Origin of the sequence: Enterobacter sp. HK169 (assembly GCF_001719105.1) — a bacterium.
In the GTDB taxonomy this organism is placed as follows: Bacteria; Pseudomonadota; Gammaproteobacteria; order Enterobacterales; family Enterobacteriaceae; genus Enterobacter; species Enterobacter asburiae_B.
This window is the reverse complement of sequence record NZ_CP017087.1, coordinates 3,975,672-3,996,688: the sequence shown is the minus strand read 5'-3', so window position 1 is coordinate 3,996,688 and position 21,017 is coordinate 3,975,672. Positions and strand designations below refer to the sequence as shown.

Genomic DNA, 21,017 nt, shown 5'->3' with positions numbered 1-21,017 from the left:
ATGCCCTCACCCTGACCCTCTCCCACAGGGAGAGGGGATACACATTAAAAACGGCAACCAAAGGTTGCCGTTTTGCTGTTTATCAGGCGTTATACGCATTCTCGCCGTGGCTGTTGACGTCCAGACCTTCGCGCTCCTGCTCTTCCGGTACGCGCAGACCCACCGTCATATCCGCCAGCTTATAGCCAATGAAGGCCACAACGGCAGACCAGACAACGGTGATTGCAATACTTTCCAGCTGCACCAGCACCTGATGAACCATGGTCACGCCTTCTGCGTAGCCCACGCCACCGAGCGACTTCGCGGCAAAGATACCGGTCATGATACAACCCACGATACCGCACACGCCGTGAACACCAAACACATCGCATGGGTCGTCAACGCGCAGCACACGTTTCAGTGCGGTCACGCCCCACAGACCCGCCAGACCGGACACCAGGCCGACAAGCAGCGCGCCACCCACGCCGACATAACCGCATGCTGGCGTAATGCCAACCAGACCGGCAATGGCACCCGAGCAGGCACCCAGCAGTGACGGTTTACCGCGTACCGCCCACTCGCCAAACACCCAGGAGAGGATTGCACCCGCCGTGGCCACAACGGTGTTCACGAAGGCCAGCGCGGCGATTTCGTTTGCTGCACTTGCCGAGCCGGCGTTGAAGCCAAACCAGCCAAAGTAGAGGATAGCCGTACCGGTAAACACCATCGGCAGGTTGTGCGGTTTGAACGCTTCTTTACCGAAGCCCACGCGTTTGCCAATCAGGTAGGCACCCACCAGACCCGCTACCGCGGCGTTGATGTGTACAACGGTACCGCCCGCGAAGTCCAGCGCGCCGTGCGTTGCCAGCAGACCGCCCCCCCAGACCATGTGCGCAATCGGCACATAGGAGAGCGTCATCCAGACCACCACGAAGATCAGCACGGCAGAGAAACGAATACGCTCGGCGAGCGCGCCCACAATCAGCCCGACGGTAATACAGGCGAAGGAGCCCTGGAACGCAACGTGGATGTACTGATAGAAACTGCCCATCAGCGCGGTCAGCTCAATATTTTTCAGCATCACCCAGTCGAAGTTACCAAAGAACGCGTTACCCGTGCCGAACGCCAGCGAGTAACCGTAAACCACCCACAGCACGCAGACCAGTGCGAACGTCACGGCAACCTGCGTCAGCATGGAGAGAACGTTTTTGCCACGGATCAGGCCGCCGTAGAACAGCGCAATGCCCGGAATTGACATGAACAGCACCAGCGCGGTGCTGATCATCATAAAGGCGTTATCGGCTTTGTCGACCACCGCAGGGGTAGCAGCCAGCGCCAGGCCCGGCAGCAGAGCCAGCGAACCCAGACCCGTTTTAAGTGTTGCTATCTTCATTTTCTCGATCCCTATCACTGTGTGCCAGGCGTTATTTACAATGCCGCTTCGTCAGATTCGCCGGTACGGATGCGAATGACGCGCTGCAGTTCGGCAACGAAAATTTTGCCGTCGCCAATTTTGCCGGTATAGGCCGCTTTGCTAATGACATCAATGACTTCATCAAGCTGATCGTCAGCAATCGCGACATCAATTTTTACTTTTGGCAGAAAGTTAACGCTGTATTCCGCCCCGCGATAAAGCTCGGCATGACCCTTCTGACGACCAAAGCCTTTCACTTCGGTGACAGTCAGTCCCTGAATACCCATTGAAGACAACGCTTCACGCACGTCTTCGAGTTTGAATGGTTTGATTACAACCGTAACCAGCTTCATAGATCCCCTCCAGTCAGAATTCGGTAATGGCCGTAGCTTACGCAGAAGGTATTGCAAGGGGTGTGCCAGAAATGAAAACGAGGGGGAACGGCGGCGCACAGAGCATTACGCGGCCGTAATAAACGAACAGGCGAAAAAAAACGCACCATGCCGGTGCACGGTGCGTTTCAGTTTTGCACCAACAGGAATGACTGTTAGCGCGTCGCCTCATTTTGGTGCATCAGGTGCTAAGCGACTCTTCATCACGCACGCTGGCCGCCAGCTCTTCGCCCGCCAGCTGCAGCTGGTACATCTGCCAGTAGCGCCCTTTTGCTTCCAGCAGTTCACGGTGCGTACCGCGTTCAACGGCCTGTCCGCGATGTAGCACCAGAATGGTATCGGCATCGACGATGGTGGAAAGACGGTGGGCAATCACCACCAGCGTCGTATGGTCGCGTACGGCGGCCAGCGCCTGCTGAATGGCCTGTTCGGTGCCGGAGTCAATACTGGCCGTGGCTTCATCCAGAATCAGTATCTGCGGCGTTTCAATCAGCACCCGCGCCAGCGCCAGGAGCTGCTTTTGCCCGACGGAGAGATTGTTCCCCTGCTCGCCCAGTTTGGTATTGATCCCATCGCTAAACCCGCGCGCCAGCTCTGCCAGCTGCACTTTTTCCAGCACGTCCCAGACCTGCTCCTGGGAGTAGTCTCGCCCCAGGGTCACGTTGGCGTAGAAGGTATCGGCCAGCACGACCGGATCCTGCTGCACCATCGCGACGCCTTTACGCAACACGGTGTGGCTGAGAGACGCGAGCGGGCGCCCATCGAGGCGGATTTCGCCGTGCGTGACCGGGTAATAGCCCATCAACAGGCTGGCAAGCGTGCTCTTACCGCTGCCGGTATGCCCTACCAGCGCCACGAAACCGCGCGACGGAACGTCAAGCGTGATGTCCTGCAGCACCAGCCGGTCTTCGCGATAGGCAAACGAGACGTTATCAAAGGCGATAGTCCCGCTTTGCAGAGGTCGCTCGTCATTGCCGTAGGCCTGGCGCGGCCTGTCCATCAGCTCAAACACGCGCTCACCGGCGACCACCGCCTGCTGCAGCATCGATTGCTGGGTGGTAAGCTCGATCAACGGCTCGTTAAGACGCCCGAGATAGCTGATAAAGGCGTACAGCACGCCCACTTCAATCGTACCGTTTGAGCTCAGCCCAAAGAGCATCAGCAGCCCGCAAAGCACCAGCGCCGAGAAAAGGCTCAGCAGCGGACGCAGCAGGAAACCATCAAGCCGCAGCGTCTGCATACGCGCCATGTAGTGCGAACGGCTGGCTTCACCCATGCGTTCGCCAAAGCGCGCCTGCTGGCGGAACTGCTGGATGACGCTCATGCCGTTGATCACTTCGTTGAAGCCATCGTTAATGTCGGCCAGATACGCGCGCACCCGACGCACGATCGGCGTGCTGTAGCGCTGGTAAATGACCATGACAATCAGCACCGCCGGGAAGATGGTGATCGCCACCAGCGCCATGCGCCAGTCGAGGCTGAACATCGCCACCAGCATCGCGCCAATCAGCGCCGCGCTGCGTAACACCGTCGCGACCACGGTAACGTACAGATCGCGGATCACCTCGGTATCGTTGGTCACGCGCGAAATCACCTGCCCGACCGGCTGGATGTCAAACTCGCTGAGCGGCTGGCGAAGCGCCGCGTCCATCACATCCGTACGCAGCTGCTGAACGACGCCCACGGCTGCGCGGTTAAACAGCAGCGACTGCGCATAGTGCAGCCCTGCCGCCGCCAGCTGCAGGCCAACGTAGGCCACGCCTAAACCCGCCACCAGCCCCAGCGGAAGGTAGCTTTTGGCGACCATGTTGTCGATAAAATAGCTGATGAGCAGCGGACCGCTCACTTCAGCAATCGCCGCAATCCAGAGTAGAAGCACGGCCACGGAGAGCGGTTTACGCCACGGCGAGCCGTAGGCCAGCAGACGTTTGAGCGTCGGCCACATCGTTCCGAGCTTACGCATTGGCGGCCTCCTCATCCTGCTCCGGCGCATCATCCAGCGCCGCCTCAAGCTGTTGATAGCGGTACATATCGCGATACCAGCCCGGCTGCTCGGCAAGCGTTTCATGCTGCCCGCGCTGGGCAATGTGCCCGTGCTGTAAGACCACAATTTCGCTGGCTTCGGTGAGCGCCGACAAACGGTGGGCGCTGATAATCACCGTGCGTCCGTCGCCCCACTGGCGCAGGTTATGCAGAATTTGATGCTCGGTACGGCCGTCCACGGCAGAAAGCGCATCATCCAGGATCAGAATTTCAGCATTCAGCAGCAGCGCGCGGGCAATCGATATACGCTGCTTTTGCCCGCCGGACAGCATGACGCCGCGTTCCCCGACTTCCGTTTCGTACCCCTGCGGCAGACGCAAAATATCATCATGAACGCTGGCCAGACGCGCCACATGTTCAATTTCTTCCTGCGTCGCCCCGGGGCGTCCCAGGGCAATGTTGTTCGCCACGGTGTCCGAAAATAAAAACGGCGTCTGGCTGACGACCGCCAGGCGACCGCGCCACTCGTCCAGCAGCAGTCTGGTCAGGGGAATATCGTGAAAGCGGATATCGCCCTCGGTGACGTCAAAGTGGCGCTGAAGCAGAGAGAGTACGGTACTTTTGCCGGATCCCGTCGGGCCGCAGATCCCCAGCATCTGGCCCGGCTGAAGCGTAAAGCTAACTTTCTCCAGCACCGGATGCTCCGTATGCGGGTAGACAAACTTGCGGACGTCGACGGTCATGGCGCCGCGCCCTTCCGGTACGGCCTCGCTACCGTCGATGACCACCGGCGCTTCGGCCAGCATGGCGCGAATGCGGCTGTAGGCAGCGCTGCCGCGCTCCACGATGTTAAACATCCAGGCCAGCGCCAGCATCGGCCAGATCATGAGCCCCAGATACATCGCAAAGCTGGTCAATTGCCCCAGGGTAAGCGTGCCCTGCACCACCATCCAGCTTCCGCCGCCAATGGCCAGCATATTTGCCATGCCGATTGCGATATAAATCGTCGGGTCAAAACGGGCGTCGATACGCGCGACGCGCATGTTTTTCGCCCCGGTGTCTGCCGCATCGGCGGCAAACAGCGCAGACTGACGGTCCTCCAGGCCAAACGCTTTGATCATGCGGATGCTGGTCATGCTCTCCTGGGTGCGATCGTTCAGAGACGAAAACGCCGCCTGCGCCAGCTTGAAGCGCTCGTGCAGCTGTTCGCCATAGCGATTGATCGCCAGCGCCATGATCGGCATCGGCAGCAGGGCGAGCAGGGTCAGCTGCCAGCTGATCTGCGTGGACATCACGATCAGCACCGCACAGCCCATCACCAGCGAGTCCACCAGCGTCAGCACCCCTTCCCCGGCGGCAAAGACCACGCGATCGACGTCGTTTGTCGCGCGGGCGATGAGATCCCCGGTGCGATGACGCAGATAAAATTCGGGATGCTGTCGGCTCAGCTGGCGGTAAAAATCTTCACGCAGCTCAACGGCCAGCTGATAGGACGCACCAAACAGCAGCACGCGCCAGACGTAGCGCAGCAGATAAACAATGACCGCCGTCAGCACCAGCGTGCCGACCCACATCAACACCCGTGCGGTGGTGTAATGCTGCTCGGTGACGCCATCCACGACGTACCCCACCACTTTCGGCGGGATCAGCTGCAGGATGGCAATAATAATAAGCAGGGCGACTGCACCGAGGTAGCGTTGCCACTCCCGACGAAAGTACCAGCTTAGTTGGGCAAATAATCGCACGCGGTTTGTTCCTGAAGGTATTTTACGAAGTTATTCAATGGGTAATGCTGTGGTGTATTTAATCTGTTCCATGGCGAAGCTAGAGGTGACGTCCGACAAACCCGGGACGCTGTTCACCAGCCGCTTGTAGAAATCATCATAGCGCTTCATGTCGGCCACCTGGACGCGCATCAGGTAATCATACTCTCCGGCCATACGCCAGAAACCGAGCACCTCGGGCATCTCAGACACCTGAGTAACGAAGCGGCAATACCACTCGCTGCTGTGATGCTGGGTTTTTATCAGCACAAATGCCGTCAGCCCAAGCCCCAGTTTTTCGGGATCTAACAACGCGACGCGCCCCAGAAGAATGCCGTCATCTTCCAGCTTCTTAAGCCGCTTCCAGCACGGAGTGGTGGTCAGATTAACGGCATCTGCCAGCGCCTGCAAAGAGAGGGTACAGTCATTTTGCAGCAATGAAAGGAGCTTGCGGTCAATTTTATCTAGCATACCCACCTCACAGAGAAAATTTTTCTCTCTTCATTCTATTTTAAAGGCCAGATAGCAACAATTTTTTCTGTGCTTTTCGCTATCCTAGGCACAAAATGACAAACGGATAACGATGATGAATAGCACCTGGGTTAAACATGCGATCAGCGAAATCAATGCCGACTATCAGCGCTCGGCGGATACGCACCTGATTCGCCTTTCCCTGCCGGGATTTGACGGCATTCAGCTCTATCTGAAAGATGAAAGCACCCATCCCACCGGTAGCCTGAAGCATCGCCTGGCGCGCTCTCTGTTTTTATACGGTTTATGTAACGGCTGGATTAAAGAAGGCACCACTATTATTGAATCTTCGTCCGGTTCAACGGCGGTGTCAGAAGCCTATTTCGCCCGCCTGCTGGGCCTGCCGTTTATCGCGGTAATGCCGTCCTGCACCGCAAAACGCAAAATCGAACAGATCGAATTTTACGGCGGACGCTGCCACTTTGTGGAAAGCGCCTGCGAAATCTACGCCGCCTCCGAAATGCTGGCCCGTGAGCTGAACGGTCACTATATGGACCAGTTCACCTTCGCCGAGCGCGCGACCGACTGGCGCGGCAATAACAACATTGCCGACAGTATTTTCCGCCAGATGACCCACGAACCGCATCCGGTTCCGTCCTGTATCGTCATGAGCGCCGGTACCGGCGGCACGTCAGCCACGATTGGACGCTACATCCGCTGTCAGGGATACGATACCCAACTGATGGTGGTTGACCCGCAGAACTCCGTGTTCCTCGACTACTGGCAAAACCGCAATGCGCAGCTGCGCAGCCCGGTGGGCAGTAAAATTGAAGGGATTGGCCGCCCGCGCGTGGAGCCCTCTTTCATCCCCGACGTCGTGGATGAGATGATGCGCGTGCCGGATGCCGCAAGCGTGGCAACGGCGCACTGGCTGGAAACGCAGCTGGGGCGCAAAGTGGGCGCATCGACGGGCACAAATATGTGGGGCGCACTGCAGCTTGCCGCCCGTATGCGCGAAGAGGGCCGTACCGGTTCCATCGTCACGCTGCTGTGCGACAGCGGCGAACGCTACCTTGAAACTTACTACAACGCGGAGTGGGTGCAGGCCAACATCGGCGATATCGCTCCGTGGAAAGCGCAGATTGCAGAACTGGTGAAATAAAAAAAGCCAGACCGAAGTCTGGCTTGCTGGAAGGGTCTCACTATTCGGGGGAATACGGGAGATTGTTGTTGTCCAGCCAATGCGTCAAAAAATGGGACACTGCTTCATTGCGGCAGTGGCCAATAACCGGCAGATGGGGAAGTTCTGCTTTCAGCTGCGCCATCGCATTCCCCATGATCAGACCGCGACCTACGCTACCCAGCATTTCGCGGTCGTTCATGGCGTCACCAAACGCCATACACTCCTTCAGCGTTAAGCCCAGGTGGTCGCTCAGCACCGCCAGAGCGGAGCCTTTGTTACAACCCACCGGCAGCACTTCCAGACAATCCACCGCCGAGAAGGTCAGGTGCGCCCGGTCGCCCAGCGCCTCATTCAGCTGAATCCTTAAGCGGCACAGATCGTCATGATCGCCGCAGAAGCAGATCTTGGTTACCGCATGAGCGGGGATCCGACGCAGATCGATAAGCTGATATTTGAAACCGCTGTATACATGCGCGTGCAGCAGTTCAGGAATTTCACGTCCGGTAAACCAGCCCCGATCGTTAAAGACGTGGATACTGGCCTGCGTGTCCCAGGTGCTGTGCAGCACGATGTCCGCCACTTCCGGGTTGAGATCCTGCCGGTGCAGCACATCGCCTTCTAAGGAGTGAATTCGCGTCCCGTTGCCGGTGATTAGAAAGGCGTCGAGGGAAAACGCGCCCAGCAAATGGCGCATCTCCAGCACATGGCGGCCAGTGGCAAACGTCAGGGTGACATCACGCTCGCGCAGGCGCTTCAGCGTGTTCAGGGTTTTTTCCCCTAAACGGTGATCCGGCATTAACAGCGTACCGTCCATATCAAATGCAGCGAGCCGAGCCATGATTACTCCCGAAATGTGATGCGGTTAACTTGTGCAACAGTATCGTGTGAGATATACGGAAGTAATAGTGAATAGATGAAAATTATTGTTCCGGGTTTCTTATGCGCCAGCTCAATCGACTCAACCAGTATCACCGCCTCTGGCAGCCTTCGCAGGGTGCAACGCAACAGGTCACCATCAGCGAGCTGGCCGCCCGCTGTTTTTGTAGCGAGCGGCATGTCCGAACCCTGCTGCGCCAGGCCCAGGAGGCGGGCTGGCTCAGCTGGCGAGCGCAGTCTGGCCGCGGTAAGCGCGGTGAGCTCACGTTCCATGTCGCCCCGGAGTCACTGCGCAATGCGATGATGGAAGAAGCGCTGAAAAGCGGGCAGCAGCACAACGCGCTGGAACTGGCGCAGCTTGCCCCTGAAGCGCTGCGGTCATTACTGCATCCTTTTTTGGGCGGGCAGTGGCAAAACGACACGCCGACGCTGCGCATCCCCTACTATCGCTCGCTGGAGCCGCTTCAGCCGGGTTTTTTACCGGGCCGGGCAGAGCAGCATCTGGCGGGAGAGGTCTTCTCAGGCCTGACGCGTTTTAACGGTAATAGCAGTGAACCTACGGGCGATCTGGCGCATCACTGGGATGTCTCTGCTGACGGCCTGCGCTGGCATTTCTACATTCGCTCCACCCTGCACTGGCATAACGGCGATAAAATAGAAACGCCGCAACTCCAGCGAAGTCTGACAGCGCTGTTGACGCTTCCTGCCCTGCGCACTCTGTTTCAGAGCGTCTTATGTATTGAAACAACGCATCCTCAGTGTCTGACGTTTACGCTGCATCAACCGGACTACTGGCTGCCGCACAGGCTGGCAACCTACTGCAGCCGTCTGGCGCATCCCGACCATCCTGTGGTTGGCAGTGGCCCGTTTCGGCTGGCCGCCTTTGAGCCCGACCTGGTTCGTCTGGAAAGCCATGAGCAGTATCACCTGAGCCATCCGCTGCTCAAAGCCATCGAATACTGGATCACTCCCCAGCTTTTTGATTACAGCCTGGGCACCAGCTGTCGTCACCCGGTGCAAATCGCGATTGGCGAGGCCGACGAGCTGGAAAGTCTGCGGCTGGTAAGCAGCAGCACCAGCCTGGGGTTCTGTTACCTCACGCTAAAACAGAGCGCGCACCTGAGTGAGATCCAGGCAAAGCGGCTTATCAATATCATTCATCTCTCCAGGCTTCTTCACACACTTCCGCTAAACGAAGGGCTCATCACGCCCACCCAGGAACTGCTTCCCGGCTGGACCATCCCCGAATGGCCTGATTTATCGGACGTCACCCTCCCTGAAGCGTTGACGCTGGTTTACCATCTCCCTGTTGAGCTTCACACCATGGCCAGCCAGTTGAAGGCATACCTGGCGCTACAGGGGTGTGAACTGACCGTCATCTTTCACGACGCCAAGACGTGGGACGGATGCCTGGAGCTTGCCGATGCAGACATCATGATGGGGGACAGGCTGATTGGCGAAGCGCCGGAATATACGCTTGAACAGTGGCTGCGCTGCGATGCCCTCTGGCCGCACGTTCTTAGCGCACCGGCTTACGCCCATCTGCAAGCCACGCTGGATGCGGTACAGACTCAGGCCGAGGCTCGGGATAGACACGCGGGACTGCAAGCCATCTTTAACCGGTTAATGGAGAGTGCGGTGCTGACGCCACTCTTTAATTATCAATACCAAATCAGTGCTCCGCCAGGCGTGAATGGTATACGCCTCAATACCCGCGGCTGGTTTGACTTTACCGAAGCCTGGCTGCCCGCTCCCAAATCGTGAAGAAGCTGGTCGCCGTCGTGGTCTGACGGTAACATAACGTTTTTACCGTAACAGTCGAGATGATTTATGAAACGTGCCGTCGTCGTGTTCAGCGGAGGACAAGACTCTACTACCTGCCTGGTCCAGGCCCTTCATCAGTACGATGAAGTTCACTGTGTCACTTTCGATTATGGTCAGCGTCATCGCGCTGAAATCGACGTTGCCCGTGAACTTGCCCTGAAACTGGGCGCACGCGCGCACAAGGTGCTGGACGTTACGCTGTTAAATGAACTGGCCGTGAGCAGCCTCACCCGCGACAGTATTCCTGTGCCAGACTATGAACCCGATGCCAGCGGCATTCCAAATACCTTCGTGCCGGGCCGTAATATCCTGTTCCTGACTCTGACGGCGATCTACGCCTACCAGGTAAAAGCCGAAGCGGTGATCACGGGCGTGTGCGAGACCGACTTCTCCGGCTACCCGGACTGTCGTGATGAGTTCGTGAAAGCGTTAAACCACGCCGTTAATCTGGGGATGGCGAAAGAGACGCGCTTTGAAACTCCGCTCATGTGGCTGGATAAAGCCGAAACCTGGGCGCTGGCGGACTACTGGGGCAAGCTGGACCTTGTTCGCAGCGAAACGCTCACCTGCTATAACGGTATCAAAGGCGACGGTTGCGGCCAGTGTGCGGCCTGTAATCTGCGCGCTAACGGGCTAAACCACTATCTTGCCGATAAATCCGGCGTGATGGCCGCGATGCAGAAAAAGACCGGTCTTAAATAGGGCTACTTGACCGTGCTGTCGCAAACAGGTGTCGACAGCACGAGTACGCCTTAACATGTCTTACACGATCATCAACTCCAGCTTTTCCCGCAATTCCCCTTCCAGCGGTAGCGCTTTCTGCGTTTTCAGATCGATACAGACAAAGGTGATCATTGCATCTGCGACCACCTGCCCTTCTGGATCGAGCGTCACCACCTGGCTTAAGACCCCGCTTTTGCCATTGATCTGTTGCACCTGGCTGGTGACCGTGAGCACGTCACCCAGCACGGCCGGACGGCGGTAGTTGATGTTGATATTGACGACCACAAACGCGATGTTGTGCGCGGTCAGCCACTGAAAGCTTTCGCTGTTTTCCAGCCCGTCCCAGCGCGCTTCTTCAAGAAACTCAAGATAGCGAGCATTGTTCACATGCTGATAAACGTCGAGATGAAAACCGCGTACTTTGATTTTTGTCTGCATAGCGCAATAGCCTTTACTGTTATTGTAGGAAGAGAGGTCATAACTGGTATGACCTCTTTATCCTGGCAAAATTTTGCCGCAGTGCAAGAAATTGCGTAATTACAGCGTCAGGTGTGAGAGGTTGCGCTCAACCAGCGCGCTGCCCATGCCCGGCACCTGCTTGAGATCGTCGACCGTTTTGAAAGGACCATACTCTTCGCGGTAGCTGACGATGGCCTGCGCTTTTTTCAGGCCCACGCCGTTCAACGCACGGGCGAGATCTTCCGCTGAGGCCGAATTGATACTGACCCGCGTACCTTCATCATCCGCATTTTTACCGGCATCTGTCGCTTTGGTTTGCCCTTGCACCGGCGCTGCCGCGTCGGACTTGCTCTGGGTAGCCTGTGCTTTGGCGGCAGGCGTCGCCGCCAGCGCGCCCGCGCTCATCCCGGTGGTGGCAATAGCCAGCGTAATTAACAGTGCTTTGATTCCACATTTCATGCTGTATCTCCTTGTTTGTTGACAGCCAGGTCACAATAGCCGCCAGATAAAACCGGCACAAACAGCAGATTGCAGAAATGGAAAAGGCCGCGAAAGCGGCCTTTAGTTTTTGCAGAGCGTTACGAAAATCTGCGAGCAGACACGTAATTACTGCTGCTGAGTCATTACATCACCCAGCTTGATTTTGGCTTCTTTACGCAGGTTGCTCATCATGGCTTCGAAGGCAATCTGAGCATTGTTCTGGGTAATCCCCTGAACCATCGCTTTCTTCTGCGCTTCTGGCAGGGTACCGGCTTTCACTTCATCCAGCGCCAGCAGAACAACGTTACCCTGCGTATCGGTGGTGGTACCAAAGCTTGGCTTGTCCTTCGCAGGCAGAGTCAGACCAAACGCGGCCTGGCTGATTGGGTCCTGGCCGGTACGGCTCAGCGTTTTCGCTTCACCGAAGCTCAGGCCAGCCGCTTTCAGCGCATCTTCTTTACCCGCTTTCAGATCGGACAGAATCTTCTCAGCATCCAGTTTCGCCTGCTGTTCCGCTTTGTTGTGCTTAACCTGAGCGACGACCTGATCCTTCACTTCCGCCAGCGGTTTGACCGCTTCTGGCTTGTGCTCGCTGACGCGCAACACAAACGCACGATCGCCGTCGACGGTAATGATGTCAGAGTTACTGCCCGGCGTGCCGTTTTCGCCCACCAGACCACCGTTGAAGATGGCATCGGAAACCGGTTTGAAGTTCAGCTCTTCCGGAAGGTTGTCACGACCAAACCAGCCCGTCTCAACCGCCTTCACGCCCGCCGCCTGCTCTGCACCTGCCAGAGATTCGTTGTCGTTGCTGGCAGCATCGCTTACCTTCTGCTGCAGCGCGTAGTAGGCATCCAGCGCTTTTTCCTGTTTCACTTTCGCCGCGATATCATCACGAACGTCAGCCAGCGGCTTGGTTTTCGCCGCGGTGATGTCGTCCAGACGCACGACCAGGAAACCAACGGAAGACTTAATGACGCCAGAAAGCTGGCCTTTCTCTTTCAGACCGGCATTTTTCAGCTCGTCAGGCGTGGTCGCATCTTCCAGCCAGCCCATATCACCGCCGTTCTTCGCAGAGATAATGTCGGTGGATTTCGCTTTCGCAACGGTCGCGAAATCAGCGCCTTTGTTCAGCTCATCCAGCGCCGCTTTAGCATCAGCCTCGGTTTTCGTCTGAATTACGCTGTAGCGGTTACGCTGCGGCTGAGTGAACTGATCCTGATGCTGATCGTAGTAAGACTGGATTTCAGCATCAGACGCGGTTTCCTGCAGCGCGGCCGCATCCAGCTTGATGTAGCTCACGCGGAACTGCTCTGGAGAAACAAAGGAATTCTTGTTCTGCTCGTAGTAAGCGTTAACGTCAGCGTCGCTCACCTGCTGTTTCGCCGCCAGGGCGTTCACATCAATGGTCGCTTCGCGTACAACACGCTGCTGCGCCACCAGCGCGGCCAGTTCATCCGTTTCACCTTTGAGCATGAAATCGGTGCCCACGACGGCATTGATGAGCTGCTGGGTGGTCAGCTGGTTACGCAGCGCCTGAGCGTACTGGTCGGCCGTCATCCCCATTTGATTGACGATGCTGTTGTAACGCGCGTTGTCGAATTTACCGTTAGACTGGAAGGCTTGCGTGGAGAAGATGGCTTTTTTCACCTGCTCATCGCTGATGCCAAGGCCCAGTTTTTTGGCATACTGATCAAGCAGCGCTTCGTCGATAAGACGGTTCAGTGTCTGTTGGCGCAGGGTCTTCATGTACCCTTCGTTCGCCGCCAGTTCAGAGAATTGGTCGCCCAGCTGTTGCTGCATACGGTTACGTTCACCGGCAAAAGCATTCTCGAACTGACCACGGCTGATTTCCTGGCCATTCACTTTTGCGGCATAGTTTGCGCCACCGCCAATAAGGTAACTGCTCACGCCGGTCAATATGAACGACACGATAATGATACCGAAAATAATCTTGAGCACGAGACTGTTAGCAGCCGTGCGTAAGCTGTCCATCATGGTGTAACAACACTCCGCTGTAGGTGACTGGTTACCTGACGCTGACGGAAAATCCTGCCCGTCGCGCGTGAAGGCGTATTGTGACAAGAAAACGGGGCGATTGTCAGCCCACAACTCGCATAAACTCGCACAAATCAGGTCTGGACAAACAAAAAAGGCACATCAAATGATGCGCCCTTGTACTTTCCGGCTTCCCTGAAACGGGAAAGCAATCAGTTTACTGCGTCTTTCAGCGCTTTACCTGCACGGAAACCCGGCACTTTAGCAGCAGCAATGGTGATCTCTTTACCGGTCTGAGGGTTGCGGCCAGTACGGGCAGCACGCTCTTTAACAGCAAAAGTACCGAAACCTACCAGTGCAACGTCGTCCCCAGCCTGCAGAGATTCAGTAACAGAAGCAATTAAGGCATCTAACGCACGTCCAGCTGCAGCTTTAGAAATATCAGCACCCGCAGCAATTTTGTCAATCAGTTGAGATTTATTCACTGTTCTCTTCCTCTCTTTATAATTTATATCGCGCCTGAATCCTTCACAACGCGACCGCGCAGCAGTTATATCAGGCCTGCCATGACCTTACAACACCCGTTGTTGATGACGGACCTAATCAGCAATCTAAATTAGCTATACAAAAAAAGGCTGGCAAGTGCGAAATGACTTACCAGCCTTGTTTTTATTGACGCTCTTTGCGCGAGGTCACTATTTTGCGGTTACAACCTGCATTCCGGAGGGTTCATTCTGAAGTGCGAGACTGAGAACTTCCTCAATTCGCTTCACAGGATGGATCTGCAGGTCGGCAATCACATTGTCCGGAATCTCTTCCAGATCGCGTTTGTTTTCGTAAGGGATCAATACGGTTTTGATCCCACCGCGGTGTGCCGCCAGCAGTTTTTCTTTTAAACCACCAATCGGCAGAACCTGACCACGCAGCGTAATTTCACCGGTCATTGCCACATCGGCACGCACCGGGTTACCTGTCAGGCAGGAAACCAGAGCGGTACACATAGCAATACCCGCGCTTGGGCCATCTTTCGGCGTCGCCCCTTCCGGAACGTGCACGTGGATGTCGCGTTTTTCGTAGAAATCAGGGTTGATACCCAGTTTCTCCGCGCGCGCGCGCACCACGGTCAGCGCTGCCTGGATGGATTCCTGCATCACTTCACCCAGAGAGCCGGTGTAGGTCAGCTTGCCTTTGCCAGGGACACAGGCGGTTTCGATGGTCAGCAGATCGCCGCCCACTTCCGTCCATGCCAGGCCGGTCACCTGGCCAACGCGGTTTTCGTTGTCCGCTCGACCGTAGTCGAAGCGCTGAACGCCGAGATAGGCATGCAGATTGTCGCCGTTAATCACAATGTGCTTCAGGCTCTTATCCAGCAGCAGCTGTTTCACCGCTTTACGACACAGTTTCGAGATTTCACGCTCAAGGCTACGCACGCCCGCTTCACGGGTGTAGTAGCGAATGATGCCGATAATCGCGCTGTCCTCGACGGTCAGCTCGTTGGCTTTCAGCGCGTTACGCTCAATCTGTTTCGGCAGCAGGTGCTGCTTAGCGATGTTCAGCTTCTCATCTTCGGTATAACCGGAGAGACGGATCACTTCCATACGGTCCAGCAGCGGGGCCGGAATGTTCATGGAGTTGGAGGTCGCCACGAACATCACATCGCTCAGGTCGTAGTCCACTTCCAGGTAGTGATCGCTGAACGCTACGTTCTGTTCTGGATCAAGCACTTCCAGCAGTGCAGACGCAGGGTCGCCACGCATGTCCGACGACATCTTGTCGATCTCATCGAGCAGGAATAGCGGGTTTTTAACCCCCACTTTCGCCATCTTCTGGATCAGTTTACCCGGCATAGAACCGATGTAGGTACGGCGGTGACCGCGGATTTCCGCTTCATCACGTACGCCACCCAGCGCCATACGGATATACTTACGTCCGGTCGCTTTGGCGATGGACTGACCCAGAGAGGTTTTACCCACCCCCGGCGGTCCAACCAGGCACAGAATTGGGCCTTTAATTTTGTTTACACGGCTTTGTACCGCGAGGTACTCAAGAATGCGGTCTTTCACGCGTTCCAGACCGTAGTGGTCGGTATCCAGGATTTCCTGCGCCTGACGCAGGTCTTTTTTGACCTTGCTGCGGGCGTTCCACGGAACCTGCACCATCCACTCAATGTAGCCGCGAACAACGGTCGCTTCAGCCGACATTGGAGACATCATTTTCAGCTTCTGCAGTTCTGCTTCAGCCTTCTCTTTCGCCTCTTTCGGCATCTTCGCCGCGTCGATCTTACGCTTCAGCGCTTCGTTTTCGTCCGGCGCGTCGTCCATCTCGCCCAGTTCTTTCTGAATGGCCTTCATTTGCTCGTTCAGATAGTACTCACGCTGAGATTTCTCCATCTGCTTTTTGACGCGGTTGCGAATGCGCTTCTCAACCTGCAGCAGATCGATTTCAGACTCCATCATCGCCATCAGGTATTCCAGACGTTCGTTAACGTCGGACATTTCCAGCACGGACTGCTTGTCAGCCAGCTTCAGCGGCATATGTGCAGCGATGGTGTCCGCCAGACGCGCAGGATCGTCGATGCTGTTCAGCGACGTCAGCACTTCTGGTGGAATTTTCTTGTTCAGCTTGATATAGCCTTCAAACTGGCTAATCGCGGTGCGAACCAGCACTTCCTGTTCACGCTCATCAAGCTCAGGCGAATCAAGGTACTCTGCCTTTGCAGAGAAGTGCTCGCCGTCGTCTGACAGAGTGGTAATACGCGCACGCTGCAGGCCTTCTACCAGCACCTTCACGGTGCCGTCAGGCAGCTTCAGCATCTGCAAAATAGAGGCCACGGTCCCGACGGTGAAAAGATCGTTTACACCCGGCTCATCCGTTGATGCTTCTTTCTGCGCGACCAGCATGATTTTTTTATCATGATCCATGGCGGCTTCGAGGCAACGGATAGATTTTTCCCGCCCTACAAATAAGGGTATGACCATGTGCGGATAAACCACCACATCGCGCAACGGCAATACGGGGATTTCAATGCGTTCAGAACGCTCAGGATTCATAGAGCTCTCTCTTAGTTAGTGTCCGCCAGGTAAGCTGGTCATGTCACTGTGCTTCACATAACCATTAACATGTATCCAGTATATGGGGATGTTTCCCACACATTCAACGCTATGAATACGGAAAAAGTAAAGGGGAGATAAAATCCCCCCTTTTTGATTAACTGCTTGTATGATTTGGTTAATTATTCGCCAGATGCCTGCTGCGCTTCCGGTTTGCCGTAAATCAGCAGCGGCTTGGTTTGACCGCTAATGACGGACTCGTCAATCACCACTTTCTCAACGTCTTCCATCGACGGAAGATCGTACATGGTGTCGAGCAGTGCCGCTTCAACAATTGAACGCAGACCACGGGCACCGGTTTTACGGACCATCGCTTTCTTGGCAATAGCATCCAGCGCTTCGTCGCGGAATTCCAGATCAACGCCTTCCAGATTGAACAGCGCCTGATACTGCTTGGTCAGCGCATTTTTCGGCTCTTTCAGGATCTGGATCAGCGCGTCTTCGCTCAGCTCATTCAGCGTTGCCACAACCGGCAGACGGCCGATGAATTCAGGGATCAGACCGAATTTGATCAAATCTTCCGGTTCAACCTGAGACAGCAGTTCGCCTTCGTTTGGTTTTTCGGACGTCGATTTCACCGTTGCGCCAAAACCAATGCCGGAGCCGGTTTCAACACGGTGGGAGATGACTTTGTCCAGACCAGCAAACGCGCCACCACAGATGAACAGGATCTTGGAGGTATCAACCTGCAGGAACTCCTGCTGCGGATGTTTACGACCACCCTGTGGCGGAACGGCAGCAACCGTACCTTCAATCAGCTTCAGCAGTGCCTGCTGTACGCCTTCGCCCGATACGTCACGGGTAATGGACGGGTTGTCAGATTTACGGGAGATCTTGTCGATCTCATCGATGTAAACAATCCCGCGCTGGGCTTTCTGTACGTCGTAATCGCACTTCTGCAGCAGTTTCTGAATGATGTTTTCGACGTCCTCACCCACATAACCGGCCTCGGTCAGGGTGGTGGCATCCGCCATCGTGAACGGAACATCAAGCAGGCGCGCCAGGGTTTCAGCCAGCAGCGTTTTACCGGAACCGGTTGGGCCGATCAGCAGAATGTTACTTTTACCCAGTTCTACGCCATTGCTGGTGTCGCCGTTACGCAGACGTTTGTAGTGGTTATAGACCGCTACCGCCAGCACTTTCTTGGCCTGCTCCTGTCCGATGACGTAGTCGTCAAGGTGATGACGAATTTCATGCGGCGTTGGCAGCGCGCTGCGCTCACGGTGCGGTGCGACTTCTTTAATCTCTTCGCGAATGATGTCGTTACATAAATCGACACATTCGTCGCAGATATACACGGACGGCCCGGCAATCAGTTTACGCACTTCATGCTGGCTTTTGCCGCAAAAAGAGCAGTACAGCAGTTTGCCCGAACCATCTTTGCGTTTATCTGTCATGAGTCCAAACCTCTTTTTAAGTTCTTTGTGCCGCACATGACGACGCAAATGCCATTCTAAGACGCAAGCTGCAATCAGCAGCGTGCCGCCCTACCTTAGTATAGCGGCACACTCGCGTCGCGGGCATCAATTACGATGGGTCAACACGGAGTCGACTAAGCCGTACTCAACTGCCTCTGGAGCAGAGAGGAAGCGATCGCGCTCGGTATCGCGCTCGATCTGCTCGAGTGGTTGACCCGTATGCTGCGCCATAAGTTCATTCATGCGCGCTTTTACTTTCAGAATTTCGCGGGCGTGGATTTCGATATCCGTCGCCTGCCCCTGGTAACCGCCCAGCGGCTGGTGAATCATCACGCGGGAATTTGGCAAGCAGAAACGCTTACCTTTCGCCCCTGCTGTTAACAGGAACGCGCCCATTGATGCAGCCTGACCCATACAGATAGTGCTTACATCAGGCTTGATGAATTGCATGGTGTCATAAATGGACATTCCTGCTGTAATCACGCCACCCGGGGAGTTAATGTACAGGTAAATGTCTTTTTCCGGGTTTTCCGCTTCCAGAAACAGCATCTGCGCCACGATCAGGTTAGCCATGTGGTCTTCCACCTGGCCGGTCAGAAAGATAACGCGTTCCTTGAGCAGACGGGAATAGATATCAAAAGAACGCTCACCACGTGAGGTCTGTTCAATAACCATTGGCACCAGAGCCATATGGGGTGCAAAGTTATCTCGTTCGCCACTGTATGACATTTCCGTCTCCTGGATCAAAATTGAAAACACCTGCTGTACTGATTGTAACCTTACGGACGGATTATCAGCCAGTCTCATTCATCATGATTACGTACTTATGGGGTTCACAGTGCCCTATTTCAAGCATAACAACCTTTTGTTGTTACGCTAACACCGAAAGGGCGTTTTAGCACTCTTCCTGGGCTATCGCTGCGATAAAAAAAACCCGCTGCCGCAAGGCAACGGGTTTTCTGTTCAAACTTTAAACCGTTGGGGCGAAATTACGCCTGCTGGTTCATCAGTTCGTTGAAAGAGGTCGCTTTTTCGGTCACTTTCGCTTTCGCCAGTACCGCTTCAACAGCCTGCTCTTCCAGGGCAACGTTGCGCATGTTGTCCATCAGCTCTTTGTTCTTACCGTAGAACTCGATCACTTCTGATGGATCTTCGTATGCAGAAGCCATCTCTTCGATCAGGCCTTTCACACGCTCTTCGTCAGCTTTCAGCTCGTGGGTACGAATTACTTCGCCCAGCAGCAGGCCAACAACAACGCGGCGTTTCGCTTGCTCTTCGAACAGCTCGCGTGGCAGTTCCATCGCTTGCTGCTGGTTGCCACCGAAACGCTGTGCAGCCTGACGGCGCAGAACGTCGATTTCGCTGTCGATCAGGGCAGCTGGAACGTCGATTTCGTTGGCTTTCACCAGACCTTCGATCGCCTGAGATTTCACACGGTTACGTACAGCGCCGTTCAGTTCGCGTTCCATGTTCTTACGCACTTCGGTACGCAGACCCGCTACGGAACCATCTTCCACGCCGAAACGCTTGATGAATTCTTCAGTCAGTTCTGGCAGTTCGCGCTCTTCAACTTTTTTCAGGTTGATAGCGAACTTCGCTGCTTTCCCTTTCAGGTTTTCAGCGTGGTATTCTTCCGGGAAGGTCACGTCGATGGTGAACTCTTCGCCAGCCTTGTGGCCTTTGATACCGTCTTCGAAGCCTGGGATCATACGACCCTGGCCCATCGCCAGTACGAAGTCAGACGCTTTACCGCCTTCGAACTCTTCGCCGTCTACAGAACCGGTGAAGTCGATGGTGACACGGTCTTCAGCGTCAACAGCGCCTTCTTTCTCTTTCCAGTTCGCCTGCTGTTTGCGCAGGGTATCCAGCATGCCGTCAACGTCTTCGTCAGTCACGGAAACAACTGGTTTTTCAACTTCGATAGATTCCAGACCTTTCAGCTCAACTTCCGGGTACACTTCGAACTCAACGGAGTAGGTGAAGTCTTCGCCCAGTTTGTATTCGCCTGGAACGTAGTTAGGCGCGCCGGCCGGATTGATTTTTTCTTTGATGATCGCATCAATAAAGTTACGGCTCATCAGTTCACCCAGCACATCCTGACGCACGGAAGCGCCATAACGCTGAGCAACAACATTCATTGGTACTTTGCCCTTGCGGAAGCCGTCAATACGTACTTTTTTTGCTACGTTGACCAGCTCGCTTTTCACAGCAGTTTCGATGCTGTCAGCAGCGATAGTAATCGTTACACGGCGGCCAAGGCCTTGAGTGGTTTCAACTGAAACTTGCATCTTGTTACCTCAAAAAAATCACAGTGCTCGGTCAACTCTGAATCTGTCTGTTATACCGGGATGCTCTCTTAGTGCAGATTCACATTCCCTGTCGCCAGAATCATCCCGAAGACATTCAATAAGACGCGGCATTATAGCGGCATCACTTAGGTGAGTCGAGAACGGTTGGGGCATGTTGCTGCGGCTTTTTTCACACTTTAAGGCTATTTTTAGTCTTAAAATCGCTCCATTCGCTCAAAACTCAGACAAAACAAAACGGCCCGGAGGCCGTTTTGAGGAAATCTGTAAGCAACATACTGGAAAAGCTCCAGCCGTTGCAAATCCGATTTATCAGGCGATAGTGCCTGCACCGCGACAGGGCGGCGATGCGAAAACCGTATCCTGCAGGCCTTCCCATTCCTTAATGGTGTAGGTATGCAGTGCCAGCGCATGCACGGTCGTGGAGAGCTCTTCCGTCAAGGTGCTGTAGATCAAGCGGTGTCGATTCAGGAAACGTTCTCCCGTGAAGCGATCGCTAACCAGAACCACTTTAAAGTGGCTTTCAGAACCTGCCGGCACGTTATGACGATAGCTTTCGTCGACGACTTCGAGGAACACAGGGTTGAACGCTGCCCTTAATTTATCTTCTATATGCTCACGTATCATCATGAAATTAC

18 protein-coding genes are annotated in these 21,017 nt (G+C 55.2%); 3 read left to right on the top strand and 15 right to left on the bottom strand.

Annotated elements, in window-relative coordinates; translation table 11 throughout:
• Positions 1-82 precede the first annotated feature (82 nt).
• From amtB to EnteroDNA1_RS18925, 5 genes are all read right to left on the bottom strand, one after another.
• Entirely contained in the window at positions 83-1,372 is a 1,290-nt protein-coding gene (gene amtB, locus EnteroDNA1_RS18945) for an ammonium transporter AmtB (RefSeq protein WP_023310584.1), read from the bottom strand.
• A 35-nt stretch (positions 1,373-1,407) separates the two neighbouring features.
• Positions 1,408-1,746 carry a P-II family nitrogen regulator gene (gene glnK / locus EnteroDNA1_RS18940; protein WP_008503304.1) on the bottom strand — a complete coding sequence of 113 codons (339 nt, stop codon included), beginning with the start codon at positions 1,744-1,746 and terminating at the stop codon, positions 1,408-1,410.
• A 220-nt stretch (positions 1,747-1,966) separates the two neighbouring features.
• On the bottom strand, positions 1,967-3,748 hold the full coding sequence (locus EnteroDNA1_RS18935; RefSeq protein ID WP_069303743.1) for a SmdB family multidrug efflux ABC transporter permease/ATP-binding protein: 1,782 nt from the start codon (positions 3,746-3,748) through the stop codon (positions 1,967-1,969).
• A complete protein-coding gene (locus EnteroDNA1_RS18930; protein WP_069303742.1) occupies positions 3,741-5,513 on the bottom strand; it encodes a SmdA family multidrug ABC transporter permease/ATP-binding protein in 1,773 nt (590 codons plus the stop codon). Before EnteroDNA1_RS18930 ends, EnteroDNA1_RS18935 begins: the two co-directional genes overlap by 8 nt.
• Before the next feature lie 30 nt (positions 5,514-5,543).
• Complete coding sequence (locus tag EnteroDNA1_RS18925) at positions 5,544-6,002, bottom strand: Lrp/AsnC family transcriptional regulator (RefSeq protein ID WP_023310581.1); 459 nt, start codon at positions 6,000-6,002, stop codon at positions 5,544-5,546.
• A 112-nt stretch (positions 6,003-6,114) separates the two neighbouring features.
• Here EnteroDNA1_RS18925 and EnteroDNA1_RS18920 point away from each other — a divergent pair, with 112 nt between their 5' ends.
• Entirely contained in the window at positions 6,115-7,164 is a 1,050-nt protein-coding gene (locus tag EnteroDNA1_RS18920) for a PLP-dependent cysteine synthase family protein (RefSeq protein WP_231926980.1), read from the top strand.
• A 40-nt stretch (positions 7,165-7,204) separates the two neighbouring features.
• Here EnteroDNA1_RS18920 and cof read toward each other — a convergent pair whose 3' ends face one another.
• Positions 7,205-8,023 (bottom strand): HMP-PP phosphatase, encoded by an 819-nt coding sequence (cof, locus tag EnteroDNA1_RS18915; RefSeq protein WP_069303740.1) that lies wholly within the window; start codon positions 8,021-8,023, stop codon positions 7,205-7,207.
• Between the two features lie 101 nt (positions 8,024-8,124).
• Between cof and EnteroDNA1_RS18910 the strand changes: the two genes are divergently transcribed.
• Both EnteroDNA1_RS18910 and queC read left to right on the top strand, forming a co-directional pair.
• Positions 8,125-9,825, top strand: coding sequence for an SgrR family transcriptional regulator (locus EnteroDNA1_RS18910; RefSeq protein ID WP_069303739.1), 1,701 nt, complete (start codon positions 8,125-8,127; stop codon positions 9,823-9,825).
• A 66-nt stretch (positions 9,826-9,891) separates the two neighbouring features.
• Positions 9,892-10,587 (top strand): 7-cyano-7-deazaguanine synthase QueC, encoded by a 696-nt coding sequence (gene queC / locus EnteroDNA1_RS18905; protein ID WP_023310577.1) that lies wholly within the window; start codon positions 9,892-9,894, stop codon positions 10,585-10,587.
• Positions 10,588-10,647: 60 nt separating this feature from the next.
• Here queC and EnteroDNA1_RS18900 read toward each other — a convergent pair whose 3' ends face one another.
• From EnteroDNA1_RS18900 to bolA, 9 genes are all read right to left on the bottom strand, one after another.
• Positions 10,648-11,046 (bottom strand): YbgC/FadM family acyl-CoA thioesterase, encoded by a 399-nt coding sequence (locus EnteroDNA1_RS18900; RefSeq protein WP_069303738.1) that lies wholly within the window; start codon positions 11,044-11,046, stop codon positions 10,648-10,650.
• Between the two features lie 99 nt (positions 11,047-11,145).
• A complete protein-coding gene (locus EnteroDNA1_RS18895) occupies positions 11,146-11,526 on the bottom strand; it encodes a helix-hairpin-helix domain-containing protein (protein ID WP_039263937.1) in 381 nt (126 codons plus the stop codon).
• Positions 11,527-11,673: 147 nt separating this feature from the next.
• Positions 11,674-13,545 carry a peptidylprolyl isomerase gene (ppiD, locus tag EnteroDNA1_RS18890; RefSeq protein WP_033144773.1) on the bottom strand — a complete coding sequence of 624 codons (1,872 nt, stop codon included), beginning with the start codon at positions 13,543-13,545 and terminating at the stop codon, positions 11,674-11,676.
• A gap of 212 nt (positions 13,546-13,757) precedes the next feature.
• Positions 13,758-14,030 (bottom strand): nucleoid-associated protein HU-beta, encoded by a 273-nt coding sequence (hupB, locus tag EnteroDNA1_RS18885; RefSeq protein WP_002444653.1) that lies wholly within the window; start codon positions 14,028-14,030, stop codon positions 13,758-13,760.
• A gap of 210 nt (positions 14,031-14,240) precedes the next feature.
• Positions 14,241-16,595 (bottom strand): endopeptidase La, encoded by a 2,355-nt coding sequence (gene lon / locus EnteroDNA1_RS18880; protein ID WP_023334706.1) that lies wholly within the window; start codon positions 16,593-16,595, stop codon positions 14,241-14,243.
• A 182-nt stretch (positions 16,596-16,777) separates the two neighbouring features.
• Positions 16,778-18,052, bottom strand: coding sequence for an ATP-dependent protease ATP-binding subunit ClpX (gene clpX, locus EnteroDNA1_RS18875; protein ID WP_023310570.1), 1,275 nt, complete (start codon positions 18,050-18,052; stop codon positions 16,778-16,780).
• A 126-nt stretch (positions 18,053-18,178) separates the two neighbouring features.
• Positions 18,179-18,802, bottom strand: coding sequence for an ATP-dependent Clp endopeptidase proteolytic subunit ClpP (clpP, locus tag EnteroDNA1_RS18870; RefSeq protein WP_010428105.1), 624 nt, complete (start codon positions 18,800-18,802; stop codon positions 18,179-18,181).
• Between the two features lie 260 nt (positions 18,803-19,062).
• On the bottom strand, positions 19,063-20,361 hold the full coding sequence (gene tig / locus EnteroDNA1_RS18865; protein ID WP_023310569.1) for a trigger factor: 1,299 nt from the start codon (positions 20,359-20,361) through the stop codon (positions 19,063-19,065).
• A 330-nt stretch (positions 20,362-20,691) separates the two neighbouring features.
• On the bottom strand, positions 20,692-21,009 hold the full coding sequence (bolA, locus tag EnteroDNA1_RS18860; RefSeq protein WP_021241655.1) for a transcriptional regulator BolA: 318 nt from the start codon (positions 21,007-21,009) through the stop codon (positions 20,692-20,694).
• Positions 21,010-21,017 lie beyond the last annotated feature (8 nt).

Coding starts and splice junctions, on each gene's coding strand:
- EnteroDNA1_RS18920 (WP_231926980.1), top strand. CDS start 6,115: ATGATGAATAGCACCTGGGTTAAACATGCGATCAGCGAAATCAATGCC.
- amtB (WP_023310584.1), bottom strand. CDS start 1,372: ATGAAGATAGCAACACTTAAAACGGGTCTGGGTTCGCTGGCTCTGCTG.
- EnteroDNA1_RS18895 (WP_039263937.1), bottom strand. CDS start 11,526: ATGAAATGTGGAATCAAAGCACTGTTAATTACGCTGGCTATTGCCACC.
- clpX (WP_023310570.1), bottom strand. CDS start 18,052: ATGACAGATAAACGCAAAGATGGTTCGGGCAAACTGCTGTACTGCTCT.
- clpP (WP_010428105.1), bottom strand. CDS start 18,802: ATGTCATACAGTGGCGAACGAGATAACTTTGCACCCCATATGGCTCTG.
- EnteroDNA1_RS18900 (WP_069303738.1), bottom strand. CDS start 11,046: ATGCAGACAAAAATCAAAGTACGCGGTTTTCATCTCGACGTTTATCAG.
- EnteroDNA1_RS18925 (WP_023310581.1), bottom strand. CDS start 6,002: ATGCTAGATAAAATTGACCGCAAGCTCCTTTCATTGCTGCAAAATGAC.
- glnK (WP_008503304.1), bottom strand. CDS start 1,746: ATGAAGCTGGTTACGGTTGTAATCAAACCATTCAAACTCGAAGACGTG.
- EnteroDNA1_RS18910 (WP_069303739.1), top strand. CDS start 8,125: ATGCGCCAGCTCAATCGACTCAACCAGTATCACCGCCTCTGGCAGCCT.
- bolA (WP_021241655.1), bottom strand. CDS start 21,009: ATGATGATACGTGAGCATATAGAAGATAAATTAAGGGCAGCGTTCAAC.
- tig (WP_023310569.1), bottom strand. CDS start 20,361: ATGCAAGTTTCAGTTGAAACCACTCAAGGCCTTGGCCGCCGTGTAACG.
- cof (WP_069303740.1), bottom strand. CDS start 8,023: ATGGCTCGGCTCGCTGCATTTGATATGGACGGTACGCTGTTAATGCCG.
- lon (WP_023334706.1), bottom strand. CDS start 16,595: ATGAATCCTGAGCGTTCTGAACGCATTGAAATCCCCGTATTGCCGTTG.
- EnteroDNA1_RS18935 (WP_069303743.1), bottom strand. CDS start 3,748: ATGCGTAAGCTCGGAACGATGTGGCCGACGCTCAAACGTCTGCTGGCC.
- ppiD (WP_033144773.1), bottom strand. CDS start 13,545: ATGATGGACAGCTTACGCACGGCTGCTAACAGTCTCGTGCTCAAGATT.
- queC (WP_023310577.1), top strand. CDS start 9,892: ATGAAACGTGCCGTCGTCGTGTTCAGCGGAGGACAAGACTCTACTACC.